Genomic DNA, 23,388 nt, shown 5'->3' on the forward strand with positions numbered 1-23,388 from the left:
CACTTCGGAGCGCTATACTCCTCGGCTAAATTCGAATTCGACTAACTACAAGGACTCGCCCATGAAAGCGTTCGGCAAAATCCTGGGTCTGGTACTTCTCGGGCTGTTGCTGATCATTGTGGCGCTGGGCTTTGCCCTGACCCACCTCTTCGATCCCAACGACTACAAAGACGAGATTCGCCAGATTGCCCGCGACAAGGCCCACATCGAGCTGACGCTCAATGGCGACATCGGCTGGAGTCTGTTCCCGTGGCTCGGCCTGGAATTGCACGAAGCCAGTGTCGCGACCCTGGCCAAGCCCACCGAACCGTTCGCTGACTTGCAGATGCTCGGTTTGTCAGTGCGTGTGCTGCCACTGCTGCGCCGTGAAGTGCAGATGAGCGATGTACGCGTCGAAGGCCTGAACCTGCGCCTTAACCGCGACAAGGACGGTCACGGCAACTGGGAAGACATCGGCAAGGTGCCGGCGACTGCCAATCCGACTGCGCCTCCCGTCACGCCTGGCGAACCTGCACCGGAAACCACCGCTCAAGTGGAAAAACCGGCGCAGCCGATTCGGCTGGACATCGACAGCCTGACCGTCAACAACGCCCGCGTTGAATACAGCGACGAGAAAACCGGCAAGCATTTCAGCGCCGAAAGCATCCAGCTGAGCACCGGGCCGGTCCACGATTCGACCAACATTCCGGTCAAACTCACCGCGTTCCTCGGCACCAATCAGCCTGTTCTGCGGGTACGCACCGAGCTCAATGGCGAGCTGCGCTTTGAACGCGCCTTGCAACGCTACAAATTCGAAGACATGAAGCTGTCCGGCGAAGTCGCCGGCGATCCGCTGCAAGGCAAGACCATGACTTTCGCAGCCCAGGGCCAATTGCTACTGGATAAAGCGGCGAACGTCGCCGAATGGACTGGCATCAAGATTTCCGCCAACCAGTTGCGAGCACTCGGCGAACTGAAGGTCAACGACCTCGACAAGACGCCGCAAATCAACGGTGGCATTTCGATTGCCCAATTCGACCTGGCGAAATTCGTCGACAGCATCGGCCAGAAACTCCCGGCAATGGCTGAAGGCAGCCTGAGCAAAGTAGAACTGGTCAGCCGCGTTGCCGGCACGCCGACCAGCGTGGTGTTCGACAGCATCAACCTGAAAGTCGACGACAGCACCTTCACCGGCCGCATCGCCGTGGAGGATTTCGCCAAGCAATCGCTACGCGCCGTGCTCAAGGCTGACACCTTCAACGTCGACCGCTACCTGCCGCCAAAATCCGCCGAAGCCAACAGTGCGACGCAAGTGCGCCAGGCCGAAGTGGCCAGCACCGAAGCCGACGCCATGGCCGGCGCGGGCAGCACACCGCTGCCGGACAAGCCCACCAAAGACGCGTGGAGCAGCGAGCGCCTGTTGCCGGTGGAACGCCTGAGCAAACTTGATGTGGACGCCGACCTGACGTTTGGCCAGTTAACCCTTGAGAAACTGCCGATCCAGAACGCGGCGCTCAAGGCCACTGGCGGGGAAGGCCTGCTGACCCTCGAGAACCTGCGCGGCGATCTGTACGACGGCAACTTCGAATCCAAGGGCACCCTCGACGTGCGCCAGCAGACACCGGCGCTGAACATGCAGACGCGCATCAGCAAAGTGCCTGTGGAAAAAATCCTCGAAAGCCAGGGTAAAAATCCGCCGGTCAAAGGCCTGGTCACGCTCGACAGCAACCTGACCGGCAATGGCAACAGCCAGAAAGCGCTGATCGAAACCCTTAACGGCACTGCCAGTTTCGTCATCAACAACGGCGTGCTCCTCAATGCCAACCTCGAACAGCAACTGTGCAAAGGCATCGCCACCCTCAACCGCAAATCCCTCAGCGGCGAGCCGCGCGGCAAGGACACTCCATTCCAGGAACTCAAGGGCAACCTGACTTTCCGCAACGGCGTGGCCAGCAACCCGGACCTGAAAGTGCGCATCCCGGGCATGACCGTGAAGGGTGACGGCGACGTCGACCTGCGGGTGCTGGGTATGGATTACCGCGTCGGCATCATCGTCGAAGGTGACACCGGTGCGATGCCGGATCCGGCCTGTCAGGTCGGCGACAAGTTTGTCGGCATCGAGTGGCCGCTGCGCTGCCGTGGCCCGCTGGAGCTCGGCGCCAAGGCTTGCCGCCTCGACAACGAGCGCATGGGCCAGGTCGCGACCAAACTGGCGGGCGACAAAATCAGCGAAAAGATCGACGAGAAGCTTGGCGATAAAGTCAGTCCTGAACTGAAAAACGCATTGAAGGGGCTGTTCAAGCGATGAGATCCGAGCAGTTTTCAACGGCGGTGCTGGATTGGTACGACCGCCACGGCCGCCACGACTTGCCTTGGCAACAAGGCATCACACCGTATCGGGTGTGGGTCTCGGAAATCATGTTGCAGCAGACCCAGGTCAGCACCGTGCTGAATTACTTCGACCGCTTCATGGCCTCGCTGCCGACGGTCGAAGCCTTGGCCGCCGCGCCGGAAGACGAAGTGCTGCACCTGTGGACCGGCCTCGGTTACTACACTCGCGCGCGCAATTTGCAGAAGACCGCGAAGATCGTCGTCGCCGAGTACGGCGGCGAGTTTCCGCGGGATGTGGAAAAACTGGTTGAGCTGCCGGGGATCGGCCTGTCCACGGCCGGCGCCATCGCCAGCCTGAGCATGGGCCTGCGGGCGCCGATCCTCGATGGCAACGTCAAACGCGTCCTGGCGCGGTTTACGGCGCAAGAGGGTTATCCAGGCGAGCCGAAGGTCGCCAAACAGCTGTGGGCGAACGCAGAGCGCTTCACGCCCCATGATCGGGTCAACGCCTACACCCAGGCAATGATGGATCTGGGCGCCACGCTCTGTACCCGCAGCAAACCGAGCTGCCTGCTGTGCCCGCTGGAAAAGGGCTGTGAAGCGCACATGCTCGGCCTGGAAACCCGCTACCCGGTCCCCAAACCGCGCAAAGCCGTGCCACAGAAGCGTACGCTGATGCCGATGCTCGCCAACGGCGAAGGCGCGATTCTGCTTTACCGTCGCCCTTCCACGGGCTTGTGGGGCGGCCTCTGGAGCCTGCCGGAACTCGACGACCTCGACGACCTGCAACATCTGGCTTCGCAACACTCGCTGGAACTGGGTAGCCAACAAGCGCTGCCGAGCCTGGTGCACACCTTCAGTCATTTTCAGTTGTCCATCGAACCCTGGCTGGTTCAGGTCCAAGAGGCCGGCCATCACGTGGCCGAGGCCGACTGGCTCTGGTATAACCTCGCCACCCCGCCGCGCCTGGGCCTTGCCGCCCCGGTCAAAACCTTGCTCGAACGCGCGGCCGCCGTATTGAACGCAGGAGAGTCGTCATGACCCGCACCATCATGTGCCGCAAGTACAAAGAAGAATTGCCCGCCCTGGAGCGCGCTCCATTCCCGGGCGCCAAAGGTCAGGACATTTTTGACCACGTCTCGGCCAAGGCCTGGGCCGACTGGCAGAAACACCAGACCCTGCTGATCAACGAAAAACGCCTGAACATGATGAACGCCGAAGACCGCAAATACCTTCAGGGCGAGATGGACAAGTACTTCTCCGGCGAGGAATACGCCAAGGCTGACGGCTACGTTCCGCCGGCTGAGTAATCCTGCATTTTCGAGGGTCGGAACGTAAGCGACGGTAATAATTAAATATTTTTTGAAAACTTGCTTGACGACCCCCTGAAAAACCAGTTTAATGCGCCCCGTTGCCCAGATAGCTCAGTCGGTAGAGCAGGGGATTGAAAATCCCCGTGTCGGCGGTTCGATTCCGTCTCTGGGCACCAAATACCGAAAACCCTGAATCGCAAGATTCAGGGTTTTTTTATGCCCGGGATTTGGTGGGCACTGTTCCAGTCACTATCGAAGCGCCGGACAAAGCATCAATTCCCCACGTCCTGTCACCACGCCAGCAAGCGCCTGCAAAGCTTTCCGCAGCTGAGTATCAACAGTCTCTCGGGCCTACCGGAACGCTCCGTATGCTTTAACGGAAATGGATGACATACGCAGACCATTGGATTGGGCAGTATCGGGTGAGGAGCTGCCGCATAACCGGGAGCAGATACACAACAGGGATGTAGACAATGACTGACGCCATCAAACAGGACGTCGAAAACGCTGAGCTTTTTACTGAGCAGGAAATCAGAATTTTCAGCTTTGATATTCGGCAGTCAATATTGCTTCACAGGTTCACCGAAGAACTGGCCGCCATCGGCGGGCCACAGGCACCAGGCGCCGAGTCCAAAGCCTCTCTGGCAGCCACCGAATTAAAGTTCTCGTTTTCGACAGACCAAAGCGAACTGCTGGCGGCCTACTCCAATGGCCTTGTTTGCGTGTTGATCTTTGAAGGGCTGCAAAAAATCACCGATGCCAGCCCTCCAAATGAACTGCCAGACCTGGCATCCCTGGAAAATCGACACGACGTCCTTCGCCTGGCGGCCCGTAATCAGATCTTGTTGAAACTGGTGGATAACAGTGCCTTTGCCTATGACATGGACAACGAAGGAAACCTGGTTCGATTGGTCGCCAACTTCAAAGGTGGCGGGCTCGCCAAAATCAATGCCGAGCCTGAAATCAAAGAATTGAGTTCTCATTCCGGCCTCGCGCTTGGCCCGCATACCGAGGCGCCTTACTGGTGCGCCGTGAACGCGAAAGACGGGCACTCGCCCTCTCCGTCCTCGCTCATACTTTCCGCCCTGTGGAACCCGAGTCTGGAACCTACACGAGTCATTCCGCTGCCTCCCATTCTGGAAAAAATCGGCGTCACCCACTGCCTGGCACTGACCACGGGCAACTTTCAATTCACTCGTAGCGACTCTTTTGTCAGTGGCAAAGGGGAAGATGGCCGCAACGTTTCGATTCTGGAATTTGACGACAAGGTCGGGTTCGCAGCCCGCTTCAACTCGTATCGCTTTTCCGTTAACGACAACGCCTCGAATTTTGTCAAAACGGCCTACGCCGCCCTTTGCCAGGGGGTAGGCGAAGCAACTCCAGTCGAGTACACGCTGACGCAAGAGTCGGCCATGGTCATCAATAACGTCCGGGCCCTGCACTGTCGCGATGTCATCAAGGACAACAGACGGGTCCTGGTTCGTATTTTCGGGCTTTCAAAATTTTCTTCCCCTGTCGTTATTTCAGAGGATCCGTTACTGCTGCAGGGCTGATTTTTAAGTGTTCAAGATGCTGAAGGACCGGTCATGTGATTACTGGCCAATAACTATAAAAGAGGGAATGAAATGTCTTGGGATTTAATAGGCATGTTGGCGCTTGTCGCTTTTTTCGCCGGTTTTTTTGATGCGATTGCCGGTGGTGGAGGCTTGATCACCTTGCCTGCATTGTTTCTGGCCGGCGTAGATCCGATCAGTGCTATTGCAACGAACAAGTTCCAGGCCGCTTCGGCAACTGTTTCGGCAACGGTAACCTTTGCTCGCAAAGGTATGATCGAGTGGCGCGAAGGCCGTTTTCTGGTGATCTGCGGATTTATTGGCGGCGCCAGTGGTGCCTTGCTGGTCAGCTCTGTTGATAAGCGCTATCTGGAAGTTTGCGTGCCTGTGATGCTGATTTTGGTGGCCATCTATTTTTCGCTCTCACCAAAGCTGGCCAATGAAGATCGACGCAAGAGAATCGGTATTCTGCTTTTTTCTTTTACCGTGGCGCCGATCCTGGGCTTTTACGACGGTATATTTGGCCCCGGCGTGGGCTCTTTCTTTATTGTCGGTTTTGTACTTCTCTGCGGCCTGGGCATGATGCGGGCCATGAGTTTTACCAAACTGGCCAACGCCTCATGCAACCTGGGTTCTTTGTCGGTCTTCATTACCAAAGGTGTGATTATTTGGCCGATTGCCATAGCCATGGCTTTGGCGGCCTTCATCGGTGCTCAATTGGGTGCGCGAGCCGCTGTTCGCGTCGGTCCACGGCTGATCAAACCCATGTTGATCGTGGTCTGCTGCGCCTTGGCCATCAAGCTGCTGAGCGTAGAAAGCAATCCCTTGCGCGTTGCGGTCCTTAAGTCGGTGGCTTCGCTGTGATTACGGCCCCCACTCCCGAAAACCCTGAATCGCAAGATTCAGGTTTTTTTTATGCCCGGGATTTGGTGGGCTCGGTTTTCATCCAGGTGCGCGATGCTTTTGCCTCTTCACTCGCCCCTATTCGGCGCTGTTCCAATGAAAGACCAGATTGCGGGCCGCACCGCTTCCCACATCAGCCGTATCGCGTCGTTCCTCGCCATTGCGCGTTGCGACAATGGTGTACTTGCCCGGCGGCAATTGAACGTACACCAGCGGGCCAGCCTCACTCAGGGTGAGCACGGTTTGCCCTTGGGCTTTCTGAATGGCCACGTCTACATCGGGGACGTATTTATTCTCCGGCCCGATCGCAAACGTCATGTGCAGGTTGTAACCCGTGGTCTGCTGGATAGCCTTCGCCTCATCCTCGCCGACGCCACCGGAAAGATAGGTAATCCCGTTTTGCTCCTGCCGTTGAACTTGCACGCCTGAGCTGTCGATGGGTTCAAGACTGGCCGCCTGCAGCATGACGGGAAACATCAACAGCCCCACGGCGGCGAACGGCAGAATGAATGCATGGACATGTTTCATGATGGGCACTCCCGGGTTCCGCAGAACCCATTCGTTACCTTATTTTTGATTTCCCTGTGTCCGGGCGGTTTTAGATTGATTGGATCTTGGGACCACTGCGAAATGGACTACGCGTTGTATTCCTCCAGTACGCACTGCGTCACGAATTGGGCTGGACCCACTATCGCAGACTCCTGCGAATAGATAAGGACCACGCTCGTCGCTGGTACATGAACGAATCAGCCATTCAAAACTGGTCATCCCGCGCCCTGGAACGCCAGATCAACACCCTCTACTACGAACGCCTGCTGACAAGCCGCGACCGACCTGCCGTCAAACAGGAAGCCACCACTCATATCCAAAAACTGAATGCACACCCTCGGGACTTCAGAGATCCGGTGATGCTGGAGTTTCTTGGCTCGACCAACGCAGGGTCAACTCAGGAAACCAATCTCGAACAGGCACTGATCCATCAGCTTCAAGCCTTCCTCCTTGAGCTGGAACTACGCGCGAAACTGGGCAGGGAACAGGCAGCAATTGAGGAGCGGCTGCTCGATCAGGTCCCCTTATAACCGCGGATCGATTGTTCATAAGCGGTGTGAAGACTATCGTTGGCAGCTAACCGCAAAGGTCCGAAGTCGATGAATTTTCAGGACACGTCACTGGCGCCCACTCAAATCGAGTTGCCGCTGCCAGCCTCCGTTTCGGGCGAACCGTTCAAGGAGCCCGCCGCAGACGGTTTCATCCTGGGCGGCTTCACTTGGCGACATGCCTCTCAGGACATTGCGCGCCCGGTCGTCATCATCAACGCCGCCACCTCGGTCCGCTGCCGGCATTACTCACGATTCGCCGATTACCTGTTCGCCAACGGCTTCGACGTCATCACCTACGATTACCGCGGCATCGGCGAATCACGCCCTGCGTCATTGAAAAATCTCGACGCCTCATGGACCGACTGGGGCGCGCTGGATTTCGAGGCGATGCTCAAGCGCGCTCAGCGCGAGTTTCCCGGTCAGCCCATCGATGTCGTCGGCCACAGCTTTGGTGGCTGCGCAGCGGGCCTGGGAGCCTCAGGGCATCTGATCCGGCGCCTGGTGACCGTCGGTGCGCAATTCGCCTACTGGCGCGACTACGCGCCCGCTCATCGCTGGCGGATGTTCGGCAAGTGGCACGTGGTGATGCCGCTGCTCACGATGCTCTGTGGTTATTTCCCCGGCAAACGCCTCGGCTGGCTGGAAGACACACCCGCCGGCGTGGTTCGCGACTGGAGCACGCCCACCGCCCGCTACGAGACGCGCCCCAGCGGTCGCGTGATTGCCGCGAAAACCTGCCAGCTACCCTTCGCGTCGATGACTGCCAAAACCCTGGCCATCAGCATCACTGACGATCCCTACGGTACGATCCCGGCCATCGAACGCCTGCTCGACTACTTCAGCGGCGGTACGAACACCCACTGGCGAATCGCCCCCGAAGACATTGGCGAAGCAGAAGTCGGACATTTCGCCTTTTTTCGTAGCGCATACCAAGCCACACTATGGCCCATTGCATTGTCCTGGCTGCAAAGCGGAGAACTGCCCCCCGATACCCCCGGGCGGACAGTGCCGCGCAGCGAGTCCTTTTAACGCACGACGGATCAAAACCATGGCCTCCGCCAACAAGCAGCAAAAACGCGCCACCCGCGCCAAAGCCAAGGCCAAGCAGAACCGCACCCAACGGGCTGCTGCGCCGGTCGAGCTGGACCCGAACGATGATCGCATCGACTTTGAATCGGTGGACCTCACCGAACTGTTCAAGAAAATGATCGACGCTGAAAAAATCAGTCAGCAAGCCATGTGCATCGCTTTCCTTGAAGACCCATTGCTGGAACTGGTGTACGAGCAGGAAGGCGAAGAAGGCGCAATGGACTTCATCCTCGCCGCGCTGATCGAGTACCGCCAATGGTCCACCGAAGTCGACGAAGCCGGTGCCCTGGCGTGGATCGAATCCCCGGCCTTCCAGGCTGATTATGTGGCGGCGTCCGACGTGATCGCAGCCCAAACCCAACAGAAAAACTGAGCTCCCATGGCCTCCCTGAACAAGCAACAGAAACGCGCCAAACGCGCCAAGATCAAAGCCAGACAGATCAACATCCACGGCAGAAAACCCGCCGCGCTGGACGATGACCTGGGCGACATCGGCGAGCCGATCCCGGAATACACCCTGGCGATGTTCAGCAAAATGCGCGACGCGGAAGCCACCAGCCGCAACGACATGCTGCTGACCCTGCTGACGAACCTCGCGCAGATCATCAGCGACCAGCCTGAACTGCTGGACATGGAAAACGCTGACAACGAAGCCATGGCCGCCACCCACCTCGCCGCCGACATGCTGATCGACTACCGCATGTGGGCCGACGGCATGGACCGCGACACCGCACAAGCGTGGCTGACCGACCCGCAGTTCATCACCGACTTCGGCGATGCGCTGGACAGTTATCGCCAGTCGCTGGACGCGCAGGAAGAAAAAGCCGAGTAAGCACCACCGTCAGAAACAAAAACGGCCGCTCGTCATCACTGACAGCGGCCGTTTTTTATGGAGGCCATCTCTCAAAAATCTCTATGACCTTTCGTCAGAGACCGCGTATATCCCATTGACATATCCCCGCTGGATTCTATTCTTTGGGTTCACAACAACCGCAGAAACGCAGGAGGCCAAAAATGGAACAGACCACCCTTTTCATGAGCAATCGAAGCCAGGCCGTCCGCCTTCCCAAAGCTGTTGCAATGCCGAACGATGTAAAACGAGTCAACGTAGTCGCCGTCGGCAGGGCTCGCATCATCACGCCGGCAGACGAAACATGGGATAGCTGGTTCGACGGTGATGGAGTGAGCACGGACTTTATGACCCATCGCGACCAACCCGCGGATCAGGAGCGTGAGTCGTTCTGATGATCAAGTTCATGCTCGACACCAACATCTGCATCTTCACCATCAAGAACAAACCGCAAATCGTAAGAGAAGCTTTCAACCTTCATGACGGACAGTTGTGCATCAGTACGGTGACGCTGATGGAGCTGATCTACGGTGCCGAAAAATCTGCGGCCCCCGAAAAGAATATCGCTGTTGTTGAGGGGTTCGCAGCACGTCTTGAAGTTTTGCCTTTCGACAATGAAGCAGCTGCGCACACCGGAATGATTAGATCCGAACTGGCAAAGGCTGGAACGCCCATAGGCCCCTATGACCAGATGATTGCCGGGCACGCGCGCTCACGTGGATTAGTTGTCGTAACCAACAACCGGCGAGAGTTCGAGCGGGTTTCTGGATTACGTGTAGAAGACTGGGTTCACCCCGATTGAATCACCAACAGATGAAAGCAAAAACGACCGCGATCAATTCAGATGGCGGTCGTTTTCGGTACATCAACAGTGGACGTAAAACCTAGCGCGCCACTGCACCAATCAGCTGCTCATTGCGACGACGGCGAGCCACAAACAGCCCGGCAACCACCACACAAAGGCTCAGCAAACCAGTCGCGAGAATTTCTACGCGGTGGGCGTCCTGGAACAGCATGATGGTCAAGGCCGCGACGATGAAGACGATCACCGCGTAGGTCAGGCCCGGGAACAGCCACATGCTGAAGGCGATTTTTTCACCGCGGGCCACACGCTGTTTGCGCATGCGCAGTTGCGAGATCGCGATCACCAGGTACACCAGCAACGCGATGGCGCCGGAACTGGCCAGCAGGAATTCAAACACGGCGGCCGGGGCCACGTAGTTGGCGAATGTGGCCAGGAACGCTGCACCAGTGGACAACATCACCGCCCAGTATGGCGTGCCGCTTTTGTTGGTGCGCGTGGACACGGCCGGTGCATCACCGCGTTTACCCAGGGAAAACATCATGCGTGACGACGTGTAGAGCGCCGAGTTCAGGCAGCTGGTCACAGCGACCAGTACCACGATGTCGACGATCATCTTGGCGTTCGGGATGCCCATGCGTTCAAGCACGGTCTGGTAGGAACCAAGGCTGGCCAGTGCCGGGTCGTTCCATGGCACCAGGGCCACGACTATGAAGATCGATACAAGGTAGAACAAACCGATCCGCCAGATCACCGAGTTGGTGGCCTTGGAGATTTGCTTGCCAGGGTTCTTCGATTCCGCGGCCGCGATGGTCACGATCTCAGTGCCCATAAAGGAGAACATGGTCGTCAGGATAGCGCCGAGCACAGCGCCCATACCGTTAGGCAGGAAGCCTTGGGTGTCGAACAGATGTGACACACCGCTGACCTGACTGGTCGGCAGGAAACCGAAAATGGCCAGCAGGCCAAGGCCGATGAAACCGATGATCGCCACGACTTTGATCAGGGCGAACCAGAATTCAAACTCGCCGTAGTTCTTCACGCTGAACAGGTTAGTGACGGTCAGCAGCATCGTGATCACCAGGGCGAAGGCCCAGATGTCTACGCCGGGGAACCAGGCATGCAGGATCGTCGCGGCGGCGTTGGCCTCCAGCGGAATCACCAACACCCAGAACCACCAGTACAACCAGCCGATGGTAAAACCGGCCCAGTGACCGATCGCGCGATCGGCGTACGTCGAGAACGAGCCGGTGTCTGGCGAGGCAATCGCCATTTCACCGAGCATGCGCATCACCAACACCACCAGCATACCGGCGGCCGCGTAGGCCAACAGCACGGCGGGGCCTGCCGCAGCGATTGCGTGGCCCGAGCCAACGAACAGGCCGGCGCCGATTACCCCGGCGATCGACAGCATGGTCACATGACGCGGTTTGAGCCCCTGTTCGAGGCCGTTAGAGCTTTGGGTATTGCTCATTGAAACTACCTTTGTAAGGAAAAGCGAATGCGTGCATCCCATCGTGAAGTTTCCTCTGTAAAAAGAAACAAACGGGGTGTTCCGGAATCTGCACGCAATAATTGCGCCAAAATATTTCAAGTCACTCTAATCCGGAGGTTTCACCCTGACCGGACAGTCATCGCAAGTCATTGAAAATAATGGCACTTTGCCAGAGCGTTACCCTGCGACTCACTTGAGGAACGAATCTGCGCACCGGAAACACACACAGGAAATGCTCAACGCACAATAAAAGTGCGGATCAGGAACGTTTGGCCGGTTAGCGCTTCCAACACCCCGCCAAAGCTGGCAACATCGCGCCCTTTTTTACGGGACAGCCGCACCCCATCTGGTTCAAACGGCTGTTCGGTTGATAGCAGCGCGACAGTCTGCTGTACCGATGCGACAACCTGCCACACGCCACCCGTTTACCGCCCTTGGCGCTGTTGGCTGCCATTCAGACGCTATGCTAGGTTGGCCGCCTCGCCAGGAAGGCCCGCCAACAGCAGGAGCGCAACATTTATGAGGAACGCACATGGCTGAGGCCACGCCCGCGCTTGAAATCCGCAACTTGCACAAACGCTACGGACAGCTTGAGGTGCTCAAAGGTATCTCGCTGACCGCCCGCGACGGCGATGTGATCTCGATCCTGGGTTCCTCCGGTTCCGGCAAGTCCACGTTCCTGCGTTGCATCAACCTGCTGGAAAACCCGCATCAGGGCCAGATTTTCGTGGCCGGCGAAGAACTCAAACTCAAATCCGCCAAGAACGGCGAACTGGTCGCGGCCGACGGCAAGCAGATCAATCGCCTGCGCAGCGAGATTGGTTTTGTGTTTCAAAACTTTAATCTGTGGCCGCACATGAGCGTGCTCGACAACATCATCGAAGCGCCGCGTCGCGTGCTCGGCCAAAGCAAAGCCGAAGCCATCGAAGTCGCCGAAGCCCTGCTGGCCAAGGTCGGCATCGCCGACAAACGCCACGCCTACCCGGCGCAACTGTCCGGTGGTCAGCAACAACGCGCAGCCATCGCCCGCACGCTGGCGATGCAACCCAAGGTGATCCTGTTCGACGAACCCACCTCCGCCCTTGACCCGGAAATGGTCCAGGAAGTACTTAATGTCATCCGCGCATTGGCCGAAGAAGGCCGCACCATGCTGTTGGTCACCCACGAAATGGGCTTTGCCCGTCAGGTGTCCAGCGAGGTGGTGTTCCTCCACCAGGGCCTGGTAGAAGAGCAAGGATCGCCACAGCAGGTGTTTGAGAACCCGCTTTCGGCGCGCTGCAAACAATTCATGTCCAGCAACCGCTAACGGAGCTACCCGCATGCAGAACTACAAAAAGGTCTTCCTGGCAGCCGCCGTCACCCTGGCATTCAGCGCCGGTGCCATGGCCGAAACCCTGAAGATGGGCATCGAAGCGGCCTACCCGCCGTTCAACAACAAAGATGCCAGTGGCAATGTCGTCGGCTTCGACAAGGAAATCGGCGACGCCCTGTGCGCCAAGATGAAAGTCGACTGCACCGTGGTCACGTCCGATTGGGACGGCATCATCCCGGCCCTCAACGCCAAGAAGTTCGACTTCCTGATCTCCTCGATGTCGATCACCGACGAGCGCAAGCAAGCGGTCGACTTCACCGACCCGTACTACTCGAACAAGCTGCAATTCATCGCCAAGAAAGACGTCGATTTCAAAACCGACAAAGACGCGCTGAAGGGCAAAGTGATCGGCGCCCAACGCGCGACGCTGGCCGGCACCTGGCTTGAAGACAACATGCCAGACGTTGAAACCAAGCTCTATGACACCCAGGAAAACGCTTACCTCGACCTGACTTCCGGTCGTCTGGACGGCATCCTGGCGGACAAATACGTCAACTACGAGTGGCTGAAAAGCGACGCCGGTCGCCCTTACGAATTCAAAGGTGACCCGGTGGAAGAAAGCGACAAGATCGGTATCGCCGTTCGCAAGAACGACCCGATCCGCGAGAAGCTGAACGTCGCGCTGAAAGAAATCGTCGCTGACGGCACCTACAAGAAGATCAACGACAAGTACTTCCCGTTCAGCATCTATTGATTCTGACCTGCCGGACCGGCGCCGTTCTCTGACGGCGCCAGTCCCCGGCGTTGCCTGCCGCGATTTGAAAAGAAATCCATGACTATCGATCTCTACGGATTCGGCCCGGCGCTCGCCGCTGGCGCGCTGATGACTGTGAAACTGGCACTCTCGGCCCTGTGTCTCGGGCTGGTGCTCGGTTTGCTCGGCGCCTTGGCCAAAACGTCCCCGTACAAGCCGTTGCAATGGCTTGGCGGCACTTATTCGACACTGGTTCGCGGCATCCCGGAGTTGCTCTGGGTGCTGTTGATCTACTTCGGCACGGTCAACCTGATGCGTGCCTTGGGCGAGTTTTTCGGCAATCCCGATCTCGAACTCAATGCCTTCGCCGCTGGTGTCATTGCACTGGGCCTGTGCTTCGGCGCCTACGCCACGGAAGTGTTCCGTGGTGCAATTCTGGCGATCCCCAAGGGTCACCGTGAAGCCGGCGTGGCTCTGGGCCTGTCGAAATTCCGAATTTTCACCAAGCTGATCATGCCGCAGATGTGGCGCATCGCCCTGCCCGGGCTGGGCAACCTGTTCATGATCCTGATGAAAGACACCGCACTGGTATCAGTCATCGGCCTGGAAGAAATCATGCGTCATGCACAAATCGGCGTGACCGTGTCCAAACAGCCATTCACCTTCTATATGGTGGCCGCGTTCATGTACCTGGGTCTGACGATTCTGGCCATGACCGGCATGCACTTCATGGAAAAACGCGCCGCTCGCGGCTTCGCGAGGAGCACCCAATGAACTGGGAAGTCATCATCAAGTGGCTGCCAAAACTGGCTCAGGGCGCAACGCTGACCCTGGAACTGGTGGCCATCGCCGTGATCGCCGGCCTGTTGCTGGCAATCCCGCTGGGCATCGCGCGTTCGTCGCGCCTGTGGTGGGTGCGCGCATTCCCCTACGGCTACATCTTCTTTTTCCGGGGCACGCCGTTGCTGGTTCAGTTGTTCCTGGTCTACTACGGCCTGGCGCAGTTCGATGCGATCCGTAACAGCTCGATGTGGCCGTACCTGCGCGATCCGTTCTGGTGCGCCACGGCGACGATGACCTTGCACACCGCGGCCTACATCGCCGAGATCCTGCGCGGTGCGATTCAGGCGATTCCACCGGGCGAGATTGAAGCGGCGCGCGCTTTGGGCATGTCCCGAGCGAAAGCGCTGTTTTACATCATCCTGCCCCGCGCAGCGCGCATCGGCTTGCCGGCGTACAGCAACGAAGTGATCCTGATGCTCAAGGCCAGCGCGCTGGCCAGCACCGTGACCCTGCTGGAGCTGACTGGCATGGCCCGCACCATCATTGCCCGAACCTACCTGCCGGTGGAGATCTTCTTCGCCGCAGGCATGTTCTATCTGCTGATGGCTTACGTGCTGGTTCGCGGCTTCAAGCTGCTGGAGCGCTGGTTGCGCGTCGATGCCTGCCAGGGGCGTTGATTCCTGCGTGTTGACGGGCGACGCCTTGCTCACCCGTTTCACGGCGCTGGATGCTTTTCTGATCGAGCATCAGGCGCTGTGGAAGCCTCGACCGTTTACTCATCTGCAACTTTCTTGGGAAGCGTCCTACCCGGAGTTGGCTGGATGGCTACGTGGACGGTCGCTGGAAGACGCGGAAAACAGTCATAACCAACCTTGTCTGCTGGATGCGCCGGAGCCGTTTGCTTCGTTGGCGGCGCTATCTCTTGAACTGGGTTCGGTGGGCGAGTTACCCGCTCGTGCGCTGGAGACAGCCGGGCATCGCTTGAATGTCGATGTGCCGGGGCGCAAGTGGCAGCAGATCGAGGCGTTTGCCCGCCGCTTGTCGTTTGCGGCGCCGTCGATGCATTGGCTGGATTGGTGTTCTGGCAAGGGCCACTTGGGGCGACGGTTGCTGCGACCCGGCCAATTGCTCACTTGCCTCGAATACGATCCAGCACTCGTCCTCAGCGGTCAGGCGCTCAGCCAGCGTCATCAACTGCATGCGCTGCATGTCGAACAAGATGTACTCGCGCCTGACGCCGCCTCTTTGTTGAACGCCGATCACACACCTGTTGCATTGCATGCCTGTGGCGATCTGCATGTGCGCCTGATCCAGCTCGCCAGCGCCGCCGGGTGCAAACAAATGGCCATTGCGCCGTGTTGCTACAACAGAATCAGTCTTGCTGCGTACCAGCCAGTTTCCTCTGTCGCTTTGCGCTCAGACCTACAGCTGTCACTCGATGATCTCTCACTCCCGATGAGCGAAACCGTCACCGCCGGTGCCCGCGTCCGACGTCAGCGCGATACGTCCATGGCCCGTCGCCTGGCGTTCGACCTGCTGCAACGGCAACTGCGCGGCGTTGATGAATACCTGCCCACGCCTTCCCTGCCCAGCGCCTGGCTGGACAGATCTTTTGCCGACTACTGCCATCATTTGGCCGCGCTTAAAGAGTTATCCACAGTCGGCCCGCAAGACTGGTCAGCCATCGAGGCCGCCGGTTGGCAACGGCTGGCCGAGGTACGCAACCTGGAGCTGTTGCGCGGACTTTTCCGACGTCCGTTGGAGCTTTGGCTGAACCTTGATCGAGCACTATTCCTCGCCGATCAGGGTTATACCGTTCGCCTCGGCACTTTCTGCGAAACCCCACTCACACCACGTAATCTCCTGCTCCTGGCGGAACGCACCTAAACGGCCCCAGCCTGTGGATAACTCTGTTGATGAAATATCGTGGATCCAATCTACCAGCCTGTTTCAGGGCTGAAACCAAACTGTTCAATTTTCGTACACTCGAATAAAAAACCGGAAAAACAGGCATTTGCGAGAAAATGAGAATGGATCCACATTTTCGATCTTAACCGCGTGCGTCGAACTCCTCGTTGTGCATAAGCATTAAGCCAAAAGAACATAAACGCCCCGGAAATCCTCGACTATCTTTGCCATGCGCCAGAATTCTCTGACGTCAGGGACAGCAAGGAGCTGGGAAAAATGAGCACATTGAACAGTGCGCAGGAAGCCGTCGATACCGTCGCCAACGAAGCCATTTACGCTGCGCTGCAGCAAACCTTCGCGGTGGGCGGCGCCATCATCAACAACGCAACGGGCGAGGTCATCGCTGCAATGCACAACAACGTGCTGATGCCTTTTCCTGGCAGTGGCACCACCTACTTTCTACCCCACGACCCGACCGCCCACGGCGAACGACAGTTGGTCGACTGGTACTACGAAAACGTCGCCCCACTGAACCTGCCGCCACCCAATCAACTGACCGTCGTCACCACGCTCGACCCGTGTGCGATGTGCGCCGGTTCGCTGCTGACTGCAGGATTCAACGTCGCCGTCAGTGCGATCGATGACTACGCCGGCATCAACTACAACAGCCAGTTCACCTTTCCATCGCTGCCGCCGCAAATCCGCCAGCAGGCGCAGGACACTTGGGGTTATTACGCGATTGCAGCGCCGGTCAGCCGCGCCTATCAGGGTTCGAACAGCCCGGTGTTTGCCGACCAGACGATCGACTCGGCGGCGTACTTTCTGTGCAGCTCGATCTTCTCCGCCAGCGTCAACACCGTGCGCGATGCCAGCAACAACAGTGGCCTGCCTCCAGATCAACTGCAAAACCCGGCCAACCTGCCCGCCAACAGCAAAGTGCGCCAGGCCCTGACGGCGCTTAGCCCGTTCGCGCTGACTGTGCAATCGGCGAACCCACGCGACCCCGGTGCAGAACTGGCCCCGCCGCTGCTGAAAACAGCACAACCCAACCCGAACACACCGGTATTCAACTCAGTGGCGCTGATCGACCCGTTCGGCAACCTGCTGGTGTGCCTGGGCGGCGCGGAGAACCTGTCGCCCATTCGTACAGCGTTCATGGAAACCACACGCAGCTATGCCGTCATGCGCTGGACCCTGATGAACGACCCCGACCCGGCCGTTCGTGCTGAAGCCGGGCAATACCTGACACATCCGAAATACGGCACCTTCGTCTTCCTCTACGCCCCCGACCCAACAACGCCGCAAGCAGTGATGACCTTCGGCGCCTACGGATCGACCATGGAAGGCCCCGTGCCGCAGAGCTATCCGTCCAACCTGCAATACGTGCTGCTGCCGGGCAATACCACTGCCCAGGCGTTGTCGACACTGGCCCAGAACCTGCCGCCTTTCTATACGCAAAGCGTGCAAGTGGCGCCTGCGCAGGTGCTGAGTCAGGACTTGATCAACGCCGTCAAAAACGGCGTGTAATGCTTCGCTGACCAGTCCCGCAGAAGCGTCTGCGGGGCTGGTCTGACGCCTGCGTAAAAATAGTCTGAATTCAGGGGTTTACAGAACCAACGCAATCGCTATAATCGTCGCCCTAACACGCCGGTATAGCTCAGTTGGTAGAGCAACTGACTTGTAATCAGTAGGTCCCGGGTTCGACTCCTGGTGCCGGCACCATACAAAATAAGGGCTTGCAGCGATGCAGGCCCTTTTTTTTTGCTCTACACGTAACAAGCGACGTAACAATGACTTTCAAAGCACGTTCAGATCAATGGCCGCTGATGCCCACTGCCGATTTCTGACCACCGGTTTCTGATGATAGGAATTACGATGAGCTGGGAAAAATTGGACTGGAAATTTTTCGTTACCCTCATCGCAACGATTGCGGGTGTGGTCATCCCTGTTTATCTGTGGCAAGCAGATTTCTCTTCCCGATCGATAGGCTTGAGACTGCTGTCTACTTCGGCCTTGCAACCAGCAGCAAATATTCAAGACCTTCAGATATTTTTAAATGGAAAGAAGATTGAGTCTCCGTATCTATCATCCTTCGAATTGATAAACACGGGCTCGAAGCCGGTGCTGAGTGCTGACTTCGAATCTCCTATCGAGATTCTCCCAACAGGTGGTGCAAAACTCGTCAGCGCCCAGGTAACCACCACCGTCCCAGACAACATCCCAGTAAAAATTTCTTTCGATGATCAACGAATCGCCATCGCACCTATCCTATTAAATCCAAAAGACACCGTCTCATTCTCAGTTATTACATCCGGGGAACAGCCATTTTTCGAACCCCGCGCCCGTATCGCTGGGATTAACTCCATCACACTCGAAGACTTCCCGTCCAAAAAAGACGAATACCAAACGGCCTCACTCAACCTGTTTTTAGCTTTCGCACTATTGGTTCCATATCTGATATTTCTAGTCTCAGCCGTCTCCGGAGAAGGATTACCGCTTTCAAGACCCATCGCCTTCTTCATCTCCACTGTTTGCTACATAGGGGCAGGCAAAGCGCTCCGAGACGCGTACATCCTTATTGAGCCTTGGCCATTCAGCATTGGAATTTTCATTGCGATTGCGATTGTGGGAGCGGTCCTGTCGCTCTTCGTTGTCCGAAAAACAGCAAAAATGGCCCTAATGATCCGACGTCACAAGGCGATCAAACATTCCGAGCCTTTTGCATCGCCACCGTGGGAATAGAAGCTCCAATAGCTCAGTAGTGGTGCAGTGAGAAGTAGCACTGTCGCATTGTGATAGGTCGAGTTTTTAGAGCGGTTGCGATGTGTACACGTGTGTCCAAACGCCCCTTATGCGAAGGAAAAAAAATTAGGGTTGACCCCTCAAAAGCTTGTCAGTTTTGTCAGATTACTATTCTAACTAGTATCTAACCCTTCTAGATCAAGGCTCTCAGCTGTTTTCACTAATGTCAGAAAGGTGTCAGCGACCTGTCAAAACCTGACAAAACAGCAGTGTCAGACTCGAAGTTTTCAAGTAACTGATTTATAAAGGGTTTTTGTTTTTAATGGCAAAACTGACACAAACATCCAGCCCCGGTGTCAGATCTGAAACCCAGCAAATACGAGGCCTCCAGAGCATTTGCTGACAGATATCCATGGTCTGACAGGGATTTGGGGGTCAGGTTGAAAAAACTTTAATGGGGCATCCCATAGCTATTCTTCAAAATGCCCCGGCGCGCACTGATCGAGGAAAAAAGCATGCGTAAGACAGCATCCCGAGCAGCAGTACCCATCATCGAAATGATCAAGAAAGGCGCGGCTTGGGAGGTGCATTGGGATTACCAGGAAGCACCCGAAAGCTCGATTCTGTTCCAGCGCGGCGAATATCTAAGGGGTTACATCGACGGCACCATGGATGACTTGGGCATTCATCCCGACAATGTGTTGTGTGCCAGCAGTGTGACCGGGACAGTAAAGAAGCTGAGCGAAGACCAGGCTGTGAAGTTGCGTGATGCCCTGAACCGCGTGCTGATCCCGATCGTGACCAAAGAATTTACGCGCCTGCAGAACATGAGCGAACTGCCTCACCTTCGAATGGTTGACGCTGAGGAGGCGTGAAATTCTCTGAGACGCTGTAATTCTCCTGCAACCCTTTCCGCATATGGGCCATAGGGGGATTCACAGATCCACCGCATGTAGGCAATTGCCACCCGGAAAAGATCGTGCGTGTTTTGGAAAACACACCGAAACCCACGTTTTCAAAGTTTTCGTCCAATGAAACCGGCCCCCCCCAGCGCCCCCCATCTGTGACCGCCCCTTGCATCGCTGTGCAACCGCGCTGCATTTCCTTTCAAAACTTTGCACTCTGTGAAATTGCCGATCGCCTGCAGAGCCCCACGGCCCGCCTGGGCTGCAGGCTCGTTTGCACTACATCCGAATTTGCACAAAAAACGGACGCAAAGCCCGTCGGCGGGAGGGGGATAAGTGCTTTTTCATACGTTTTTTTCTTCGAAGCCGCTTTTTCGCTCCGCTGACGATGAATCTGCTCACAGCGCAGGTCAGCCTCACCGAATGAGTCGTTTCCCACCTTCAGCCAACGAGATAGGATCGGACTGAACAGGGAAGGAGCAAACGGAAAAATGAACGTAAAGAGAATTTGGCGACAAGAGGTGCGCAAAAGAAAAGCCAACAAGTTCAGAAAAGAACGGATGATCAGAAACTGGCCTATTCATGCGCAACGGGCTGTAGAAGTGTTTCGTGCTTTCGCGCTCGAGGCTGAAAAAGATGGAGTTCGCTTAATGGTCAGAGAGCCTGAGTGGTCACCCCACCCAGACTCAATGGGCGAGTTCATCTTAGGAGCATCCTCGGTTCACATTCGTTTTGCCTCGGAATACACGGGCGAGGGTTTGTTGACTCGAACGGCAGATGGCGAAAACACTCGGTTAGACCTTGAACGGGGTTCAGAACTCATCATCCACCACTCACCGGCGGACGGTTCGATACAGGTGTTCTTTGAATATCCCGCATCCAATCTGGAGGAGGAACAGAGGAAGGAGCCCCTTCTATATGCATTCACCTACAACACGGACCTACTAACATACGACTGGCTGGCCTCTCTCCTGCCGCGCTTTCTTTCTTTCAATAGAGTTGAAAGTCGCTTAGAGCATCCAAGCTTTCTCGATACCTGGCGCATGCGATTGTGGCGATTCACCGATGTTAGAAACCGGCGTGGATACCTAAATACTTTTCAGCACCTTCTGACCCCTTGGGAGCTACTTCTATTGGGTGCTTTCGCTGCCCTACCGGGCTTGGCGGCGATCCAATGGCTTTGGGGCAAACTATGAGAGCGCGCTGGTGACAGGCCTTCGCCCCTAATCGTCGACCCGCGTTTGTCGGGAAGTTGTAGCCTAAAAAGGCTACTCAATGTACTGTTCATGCATACAGTACATTGAAAGCTTGAGGCAGCGTTTGATGAACGAAAAATGCACTGAGACGACAGTAGATCGAGACGTTGCGGTCGATCGGTGGATAGCCATGTTCAAAGACGAAGGATCTCTACTTGCACACCCTGGTGCTCACCACAAGACTCTAGTGATTGAAGCCCATGCCCTGCATCGAGCTCAAGTCATAAACCGGGATGATCTTAGCGATCTCCTGGAGCAAGCCGATGGCGCTCTCGCGTATGCAGTAGAAACCTTGCTTGATTACCAACCCACGGATAGGTGGTAACACACATGCATATGCTTGTTACCCCGATGCGACGACTCGGCGTTGCGTTGAGTCCACAGGAGCGACGACGCTATCAGGCGATAAAGGGCAATGTAATGGTGAATTCGGAGAACAACGTCGAACTGGGCCGAAGCGCGAATGTGGCCAGGATAGACGTTGGAATGCCTCTTGATCCGGATCCACTACCAAGGCTGCTGGACGCAACGCTGGCGGGGATGGCTGTGACTGGCTTTGTATTGAGCGGAATTGAGTACATCGATGGCTGCACCTATGCGCAATCCTGGTGGTGCCGTCTGGGGTGAATTTAGAACTGAATGCACCAGCAGGGGCCGATTGGCCCCTGCTGACGTTGCGTTACAACTGCTGAAGAACCCTGATCAAGCGAATAGACCAATATGCGGCCTGCAACGCTCGGATCAACTCTTCCGGGACAAACCTAATGAAAACATTCATTAGTTAAACTCCTGAGCCTAGAAAACCTGCGCAAAACTGCACAACGCAGGACCTCCTACTCACCTTAGCCACGTCCCCAAAAAACAGAATAGTTTACCTATAGGCAACTATTATTATCCCACAGGATAATTTAGCTCGGTAATAACTTAACCTAAGTTAGGCGTCATTAACGCTTTATCCATGCTTGACGGGTCCGTCACTAAGCCATAGCCTTTGAGTTCTGACGCTGCAAAGGTATGTCTTGGTGAGCAGGTGAAGGGACTTTATCATAGGTTTCTCACGGCGTTTCAATCTAAAGACATGCACCCAAAGCCCACCTCCCGGTGGGCTTTCTCGTTTTACACTCCCTGTGTATATACACCTCTCTCCACATTTTTTAACACAGCCCAAGGTTTACAGGGCTTTGGCTGGAGCCGACGTTTCTTGCTGACACTCACTGTGGGTGTCGACCAGTTCTGCCTCAAAGCGAGACAAGCCGACGAACGGTCATCTGCACTAGGCACATGTGCCTACGGCAACTTAGGCTAATTTGGCCTACAACACGTGAAAGTTGAATTTCAAACATAAAAACGCTATTGAAAACGTCAACACAAGACAACACAAAACAACACAAAACAACACGAAAACAACGGCATGAAAATAGTGATCGACGGTGTTGAATAGCAGTCTAGAGCTACCAAAAAATTACTAACAATTTTTCGAATGTTTCCCCCCTGTTCAAATGCGTTGAATCGGAGGTTCAACTCAAAGCGTTATCGGTTTCAGCAAAGCTGATAGCGCAGAAGCTTGCCCCGCTTTCTCAGTGAATGCCGCCGCATCGGTCGGGCTTGGTGTTGGTCCTGGTGCGTGTGTATGAGTTGCCAGTTGAGTGTTCATTTGCTGCAGCAGATCGAGCGTATCGCATACCACCTGAAACAGGTTTACCGTGCCGGACCCGATCCAGTTCTTCGGCGCCTGCAGATGCTGACTGACCCCGGCCACGCTTTTGCGCAAGCCCTGAATCTTCTCCTCCATATCGCCACCCACCGTGGCATTGTGCTTCTGCCCGACCACCTGGTTCAGATCTCGACCGGTGGCTTGGTGCAGATCGTCCACCGCCGCCAGGCTTGCGGTTCCGCCCGACAGCAGCTTAAGCGCGCCCAGCGCCTCGATCTTCTTGATGCCACCCACTGACTCGGTCGAATGGTCGTCCACCGTCCTGGTGTGGTTCTGGAAGCTCTCGGTGTTGTCCAGGGCTTCGACTTCACGCTCTATCGCCTTGTCCTGGATCTTGCCATCCGTTTGGCGCAGCCAGTTGTCCACGCGGGTCCATCCAAACAGGGCTGCAAAGCCGCCCTGCTTGGATGGACCTCACTTAAAAAATCTAAAGCCCACGCAACTGTCTGTGGAAAACCACTGATTTCCACCGGTGGATAATTTCATCCACAGCCGCAGAGTTCCCGAAAATTCGAGCCTTGACCCAAATTATCCACAGGCGTAGAAAAGATCGGGCAAGTGCTGTCGTTGACAGCAACCCAGGTAGCCAGAACCTTTAA

The 23,388-nt window shown here is 56.4% G+C and carries 22 protein-coding genes, 2 tRNA genes and 2 pseudogenes; 23 read left to right on the forward strand and 3 right to left on the reverse strand.

The features are described 5' to 3' along the window. Nucleotides 1-61: 61 nt before the first annotated feature. The 6 genes from F8N43_RS21065 to F8N43_RS21090 all read left to right on the forward strand — a co-directional run bounded on the left by F8N43_RS21065 (nucleotide 62) and on the right by F8N43_RS21090 (nucleotide 6,040). Nucleotides 62-2,287 (forward strand): AsmA family protein, encoded by a 2,226-nt coding sequence (locus F8N43_RS21065; RefSeq protein WP_150654299.1) that lies wholly within the window; start codon nucleotides 62-64, stop codon nucleotides 2,285-2,287. Then, complete coding sequence (gene mutY, locus F8N43_RS21070) at nucleotides 2,284-3,351, forward strand: A/G-specific adenine glycosylase (RefSeq protein WP_150639927.1); 1,068 nt, start codon at nucleotides 2,284-2,286, stop codon at nucleotides 3,349-3,351. Before F8N43_RS21065 ends, mutY begins: the two co-directional genes overlap by 4 nt. Next, nucleotides 3,348-3,620 (forward strand): oxidative damage protection protein, encoded by a 273-nt coding sequence (locus F8N43_RS21075; RefSeq protein WP_010464608.1) that lies wholly within the window; start codon nucleotides 3,348-3,350, stop codon nucleotides 3,618-3,620. Before mutY ends, F8N43_RS21075 begins: the two co-directional genes overlap by 4 nt. 103 nt (nucleotides 3,621-3,723) lie before the next feature. Next, nucleotides 3,724-3,799, forward strand: a tRNA-Phe gene (locus F8N43_RS21080). Between the two features lie 297 nt (nucleotides 3,800-4,096). Then, nucleotides 4,097-5,176 (forward strand): hypothetical protein, encoded by a 1,080-nt coding sequence (locus tag F8N43_RS21085; protein ID WP_150654300.1) that lies wholly within the window; start codon nucleotides 4,097-4,099, stop codon nucleotides 5,174-5,176. 72 nt (nucleotides 5,177-5,248) lie between these two features. Next, the gene (locus F8N43_RS21090; RefSeq protein ID WP_150654301.1) at nucleotides 5,249-6,040 is read left to right on the forward strand and encodes a TSUP family transporter; all 792 of its coding nucleotides are present in this window, start codon (nucleotides 5,249-5,251) and stop codon (nucleotides 6,038-6,040) included. 117 nt (nucleotides 6,041-6,157) lie between these two features. Here F8N43_RS21090 and F8N43_RS21095 read toward each other — a convergent pair whose 3' ends face one another. Further along, on the reverse strand, nucleotides 6,158-6,607 hold the full coding sequence (locus tag F8N43_RS21095) for a carboxypeptidase regulatory-like domain-containing protein (protein WP_150631821.1): 450 nt from the start codon (nucleotides 6,605-6,607) through the stop codon (nucleotides 6,158-6,160). A 131-nt stretch (nucleotides 6,608-6,738) separates the two neighbouring features. On the opposite strand from F8N43_RS21095, the pseudogene F8N43_RS21100 reads away from it, so the two are divergent. The 6 genes and pseudogenes from F8N43_RS21100 to vapC form a co-directional block, all read left to right on the forward strand. Beyond that, nucleotides 6,739-7,086 (forward strand): annotated as a pseudogene (locus F8N43_RS21100) (DUF1016 N-terminal domain-containing protein); the annotation flags it as partial. A 141-nt stretch (nucleotides 7,087-7,227) separates the two neighbouring features. Then, the gene (locus tag F8N43_RS21105) at nucleotides 7,228-8,208 is read left to right on the forward strand and encodes an alpha/beta fold hydrolase (RefSeq protein ID WP_150654302.1); all 981 of its coding nucleotides are present in this window, start codon (nucleotides 7,228-7,230) and stop codon (nucleotides 8,206-8,208) included. Between the two features lie 19 nt (nucleotides 8,209-8,227). Further along, nucleotides 8,228-8,641, forward strand: a complete 414-nt coding sequence (locus tag F8N43_RS21110) for a hypothetical protein (protein WP_150631823.1) — start codon at nucleotides 8,228-8,230, stop codon at nucleotides 8,639-8,641. 6 nt (nucleotides 8,642-8,647) lie between these two features. After that, the gene (locus tag F8N43_RS21115) at nucleotides 8,648-9,100 is read left to right on the forward strand and encodes a hypothetical protein (RefSeq protein ID WP_150639922.1); all 453 of its coding nucleotides are present in this window, start codon (nucleotides 8,648-8,650) and stop codon (nucleotides 9,098-9,100) included. Between the two features lie 182 nt (nucleotides 9,101-9,282). After that, nucleotides 9,283-9,513, forward strand: a complete 231-nt coding sequence (gene vapB, locus F8N43_RS21120; RefSeq protein WP_150639921.1) for a type II toxin-antitoxin system VapB family antitoxin — start codon at nucleotides 9,283-9,285, stop codon at nucleotides 9,511-9,513. Further along, nucleotides 9,513-9,920, forward strand: a complete 408-nt coding sequence (vapC, locus tag F8N43_RS21125) for a type II toxin-antitoxin system tRNA(fMet)-specific endonuclease VapC (protein WP_150639920.1) — start codon at nucleotides 9,513-9,515, stop codon at nucleotides 9,918-9,920. Before vapB ends, vapC begins: the two co-directional genes overlap by 1 nt. An 82-nt stretch (nucleotides 9,921-10,002) precedes the next feature. Here the strand turns inward: vapC and gabP are convergent, their stop codons facing one another. Further along, nucleotides 10,003-11,394, reverse strand: a complete 1,392-nt coding sequence (gabP, locus tag F8N43_RS21130; protein ID WP_150631826.1) for a GABA permease — start codon at nucleotides 11,392-11,394, stop codon at nucleotides 10,003-10,005. A 553-nt stretch (nucleotides 11,395-11,947) separates the two neighbouring features. Between gabP and F8N43_RS21135 the strand changes: the two genes are divergently transcribed. The 11 genes from F8N43_RS21135 (at nucleotide 11,948) to F8N43_RS21190 (ending at nucleotide 21,702) form a co-directional block, all read left to right on the forward strand. After that, nucleotides 11,948-12,721 (forward strand): ABC transporter ATP-binding protein, encoded by a 774-nt coding sequence (locus F8N43_RS21135; protein WP_150639918.1) that lies wholly within the window; start codon nucleotides 11,948-11,950, stop codon nucleotides 12,719-12,721. 13 nt (nucleotides 12,722-12,734) lie between these two features. Beyond that, the gene (locus F8N43_RS21140; protein ID WP_150631828.1) at nucleotides 12,735-13,481 is read left to right on the forward strand and encodes an ABC transporter substrate-binding protein; all 747 of its coding nucleotides are present in this window, start codon (nucleotides 12,735-12,737) and stop codon (nucleotides 13,479-13,481) included. Nucleotides 13,482-13,559: 78 nt separating this feature from the next. Continuing rightward, nucleotides 13,560-14,255, forward strand: a complete 696-nt coding sequence (locus F8N43_RS21145) for an ABC transporter permease (RefSeq protein ID WP_129439296.1) — start codon at nucleotides 13,560-13,562, stop codon at nucleotides 14,253-14,255. After that, nucleotides 14,252-14,941: an ABC transporter permease gene (locus tag F8N43_RS21150; protein WP_008041034.1), complete on the forward strand. Its 690-nt coding sequence runs from the start codon at nucleotides 14,252-14,254 to the stop codon at nucleotides 14,939-14,941. The genes F8N43_RS21145 and F8N43_RS21150 overlap by 4 nt, the downstream gene beginning before the upstream one ends. Then, complete coding sequence (locus F8N43_RS21155; protein ID WP_150654303.1) at nucleotides 14,922-16,151, forward strand: methyltransferase; 1,230 nt, start codon at nucleotides 14,922-14,924, stop codon at nucleotides 16,149-16,151. The genes F8N43_RS21150 and F8N43_RS21155 overlap by 20 nt, the downstream gene beginning before the upstream one ends. A 297-nt stretch (nucleotides 16,152-16,448) precedes the next feature. Beyond that, the gene (locus F8N43_RS21160) at nucleotides 16,449-17,699 is read left to right on the forward strand and encodes a nucleoside deaminase (RefSeq protein WP_150654304.1); all 1,251 of its coding nucleotides are present in this window, start codon (nucleotides 16,449-16,451) and stop codon (nucleotides 17,697-17,699) included. Between the two features lie 119 nt (nucleotides 17,700-17,818). Further along, nucleotides 17,819-17,894: transfer RNA gene (locus F8N43_RS21165), tRNA-Thr, on the forward strand. 153 nt (nucleotides 17,895-18,047) lie between these two features. After that, nucleotides 18,048-18,914, forward strand: coding sequence for a hypothetical protein (locus F8N43_RS21170; protein WP_150654305.1), 867 nt, complete (start codon nucleotides 18,048-18,050; stop codon nucleotides 18,912-18,914). Between the two features lie 515 nt (nucleotides 18,915-19,429). Then, nucleotides 19,430-19,789 carry a hypothetical protein gene (locus F8N43_RS21175; protein WP_150654306.1) on the forward strand — a complete coding sequence of 120 codons (360 nt, stop codon included), beginning with the start codon at nucleotides 19,430-19,432 and terminating at the stop codon, nucleotides 19,787-19,789. Nucleotides 19,790-20,310: 521 nt separating this feature from the next. After that, complete coding sequence (locus F8N43_RS21180) at nucleotides 20,311-21,015, forward strand: hypothetical protein (RefSeq protein ID WP_150654307.1); 705 nt, start codon at nucleotides 20,311-20,313, stop codon at nucleotides 21,013-21,015. A 390-nt stretch (nucleotides 21,016-21,405) separates the two neighbouring features. Next, nucleotides 21,406-21,702 carry a hypothetical protein gene (locus F8N43_RS21190; RefSeq protein WP_150654309.1) on the forward strand — a complete coding sequence of 99 codons (297 nt, stop codon included), beginning with the start codon at nucleotides 21,406-21,408 and terminating at the stop codon, nucleotides 21,700-21,702. An 895-nt stretch (nucleotides 21,703-22,597) separates the two neighbouring features. On the opposite strand, the pseudogene F8N43_RS21195 reads toward F8N43_RS21190, so the two are convergent. Beyond that, nucleotides 22,598-23,158: pseudogene (locus tag F8N43_RS21195) on the reverse strand (hypothetical protein); the annotation flags it as partial. Between the last annotated feature and the right edge of the window lie 230 nt (nucleotides 23,159-23,388).

Source organism: Pseudomonas fluorescens, from assembly GCF_902498065.1.
Lineage (GTDB): Bacteria > Pseudomonadota > Gammaproteobacteria > Pseudomonadales > Pseudomonadaceae > Aquipseudomonas > Aquipseudomonas fluorescens_BJ.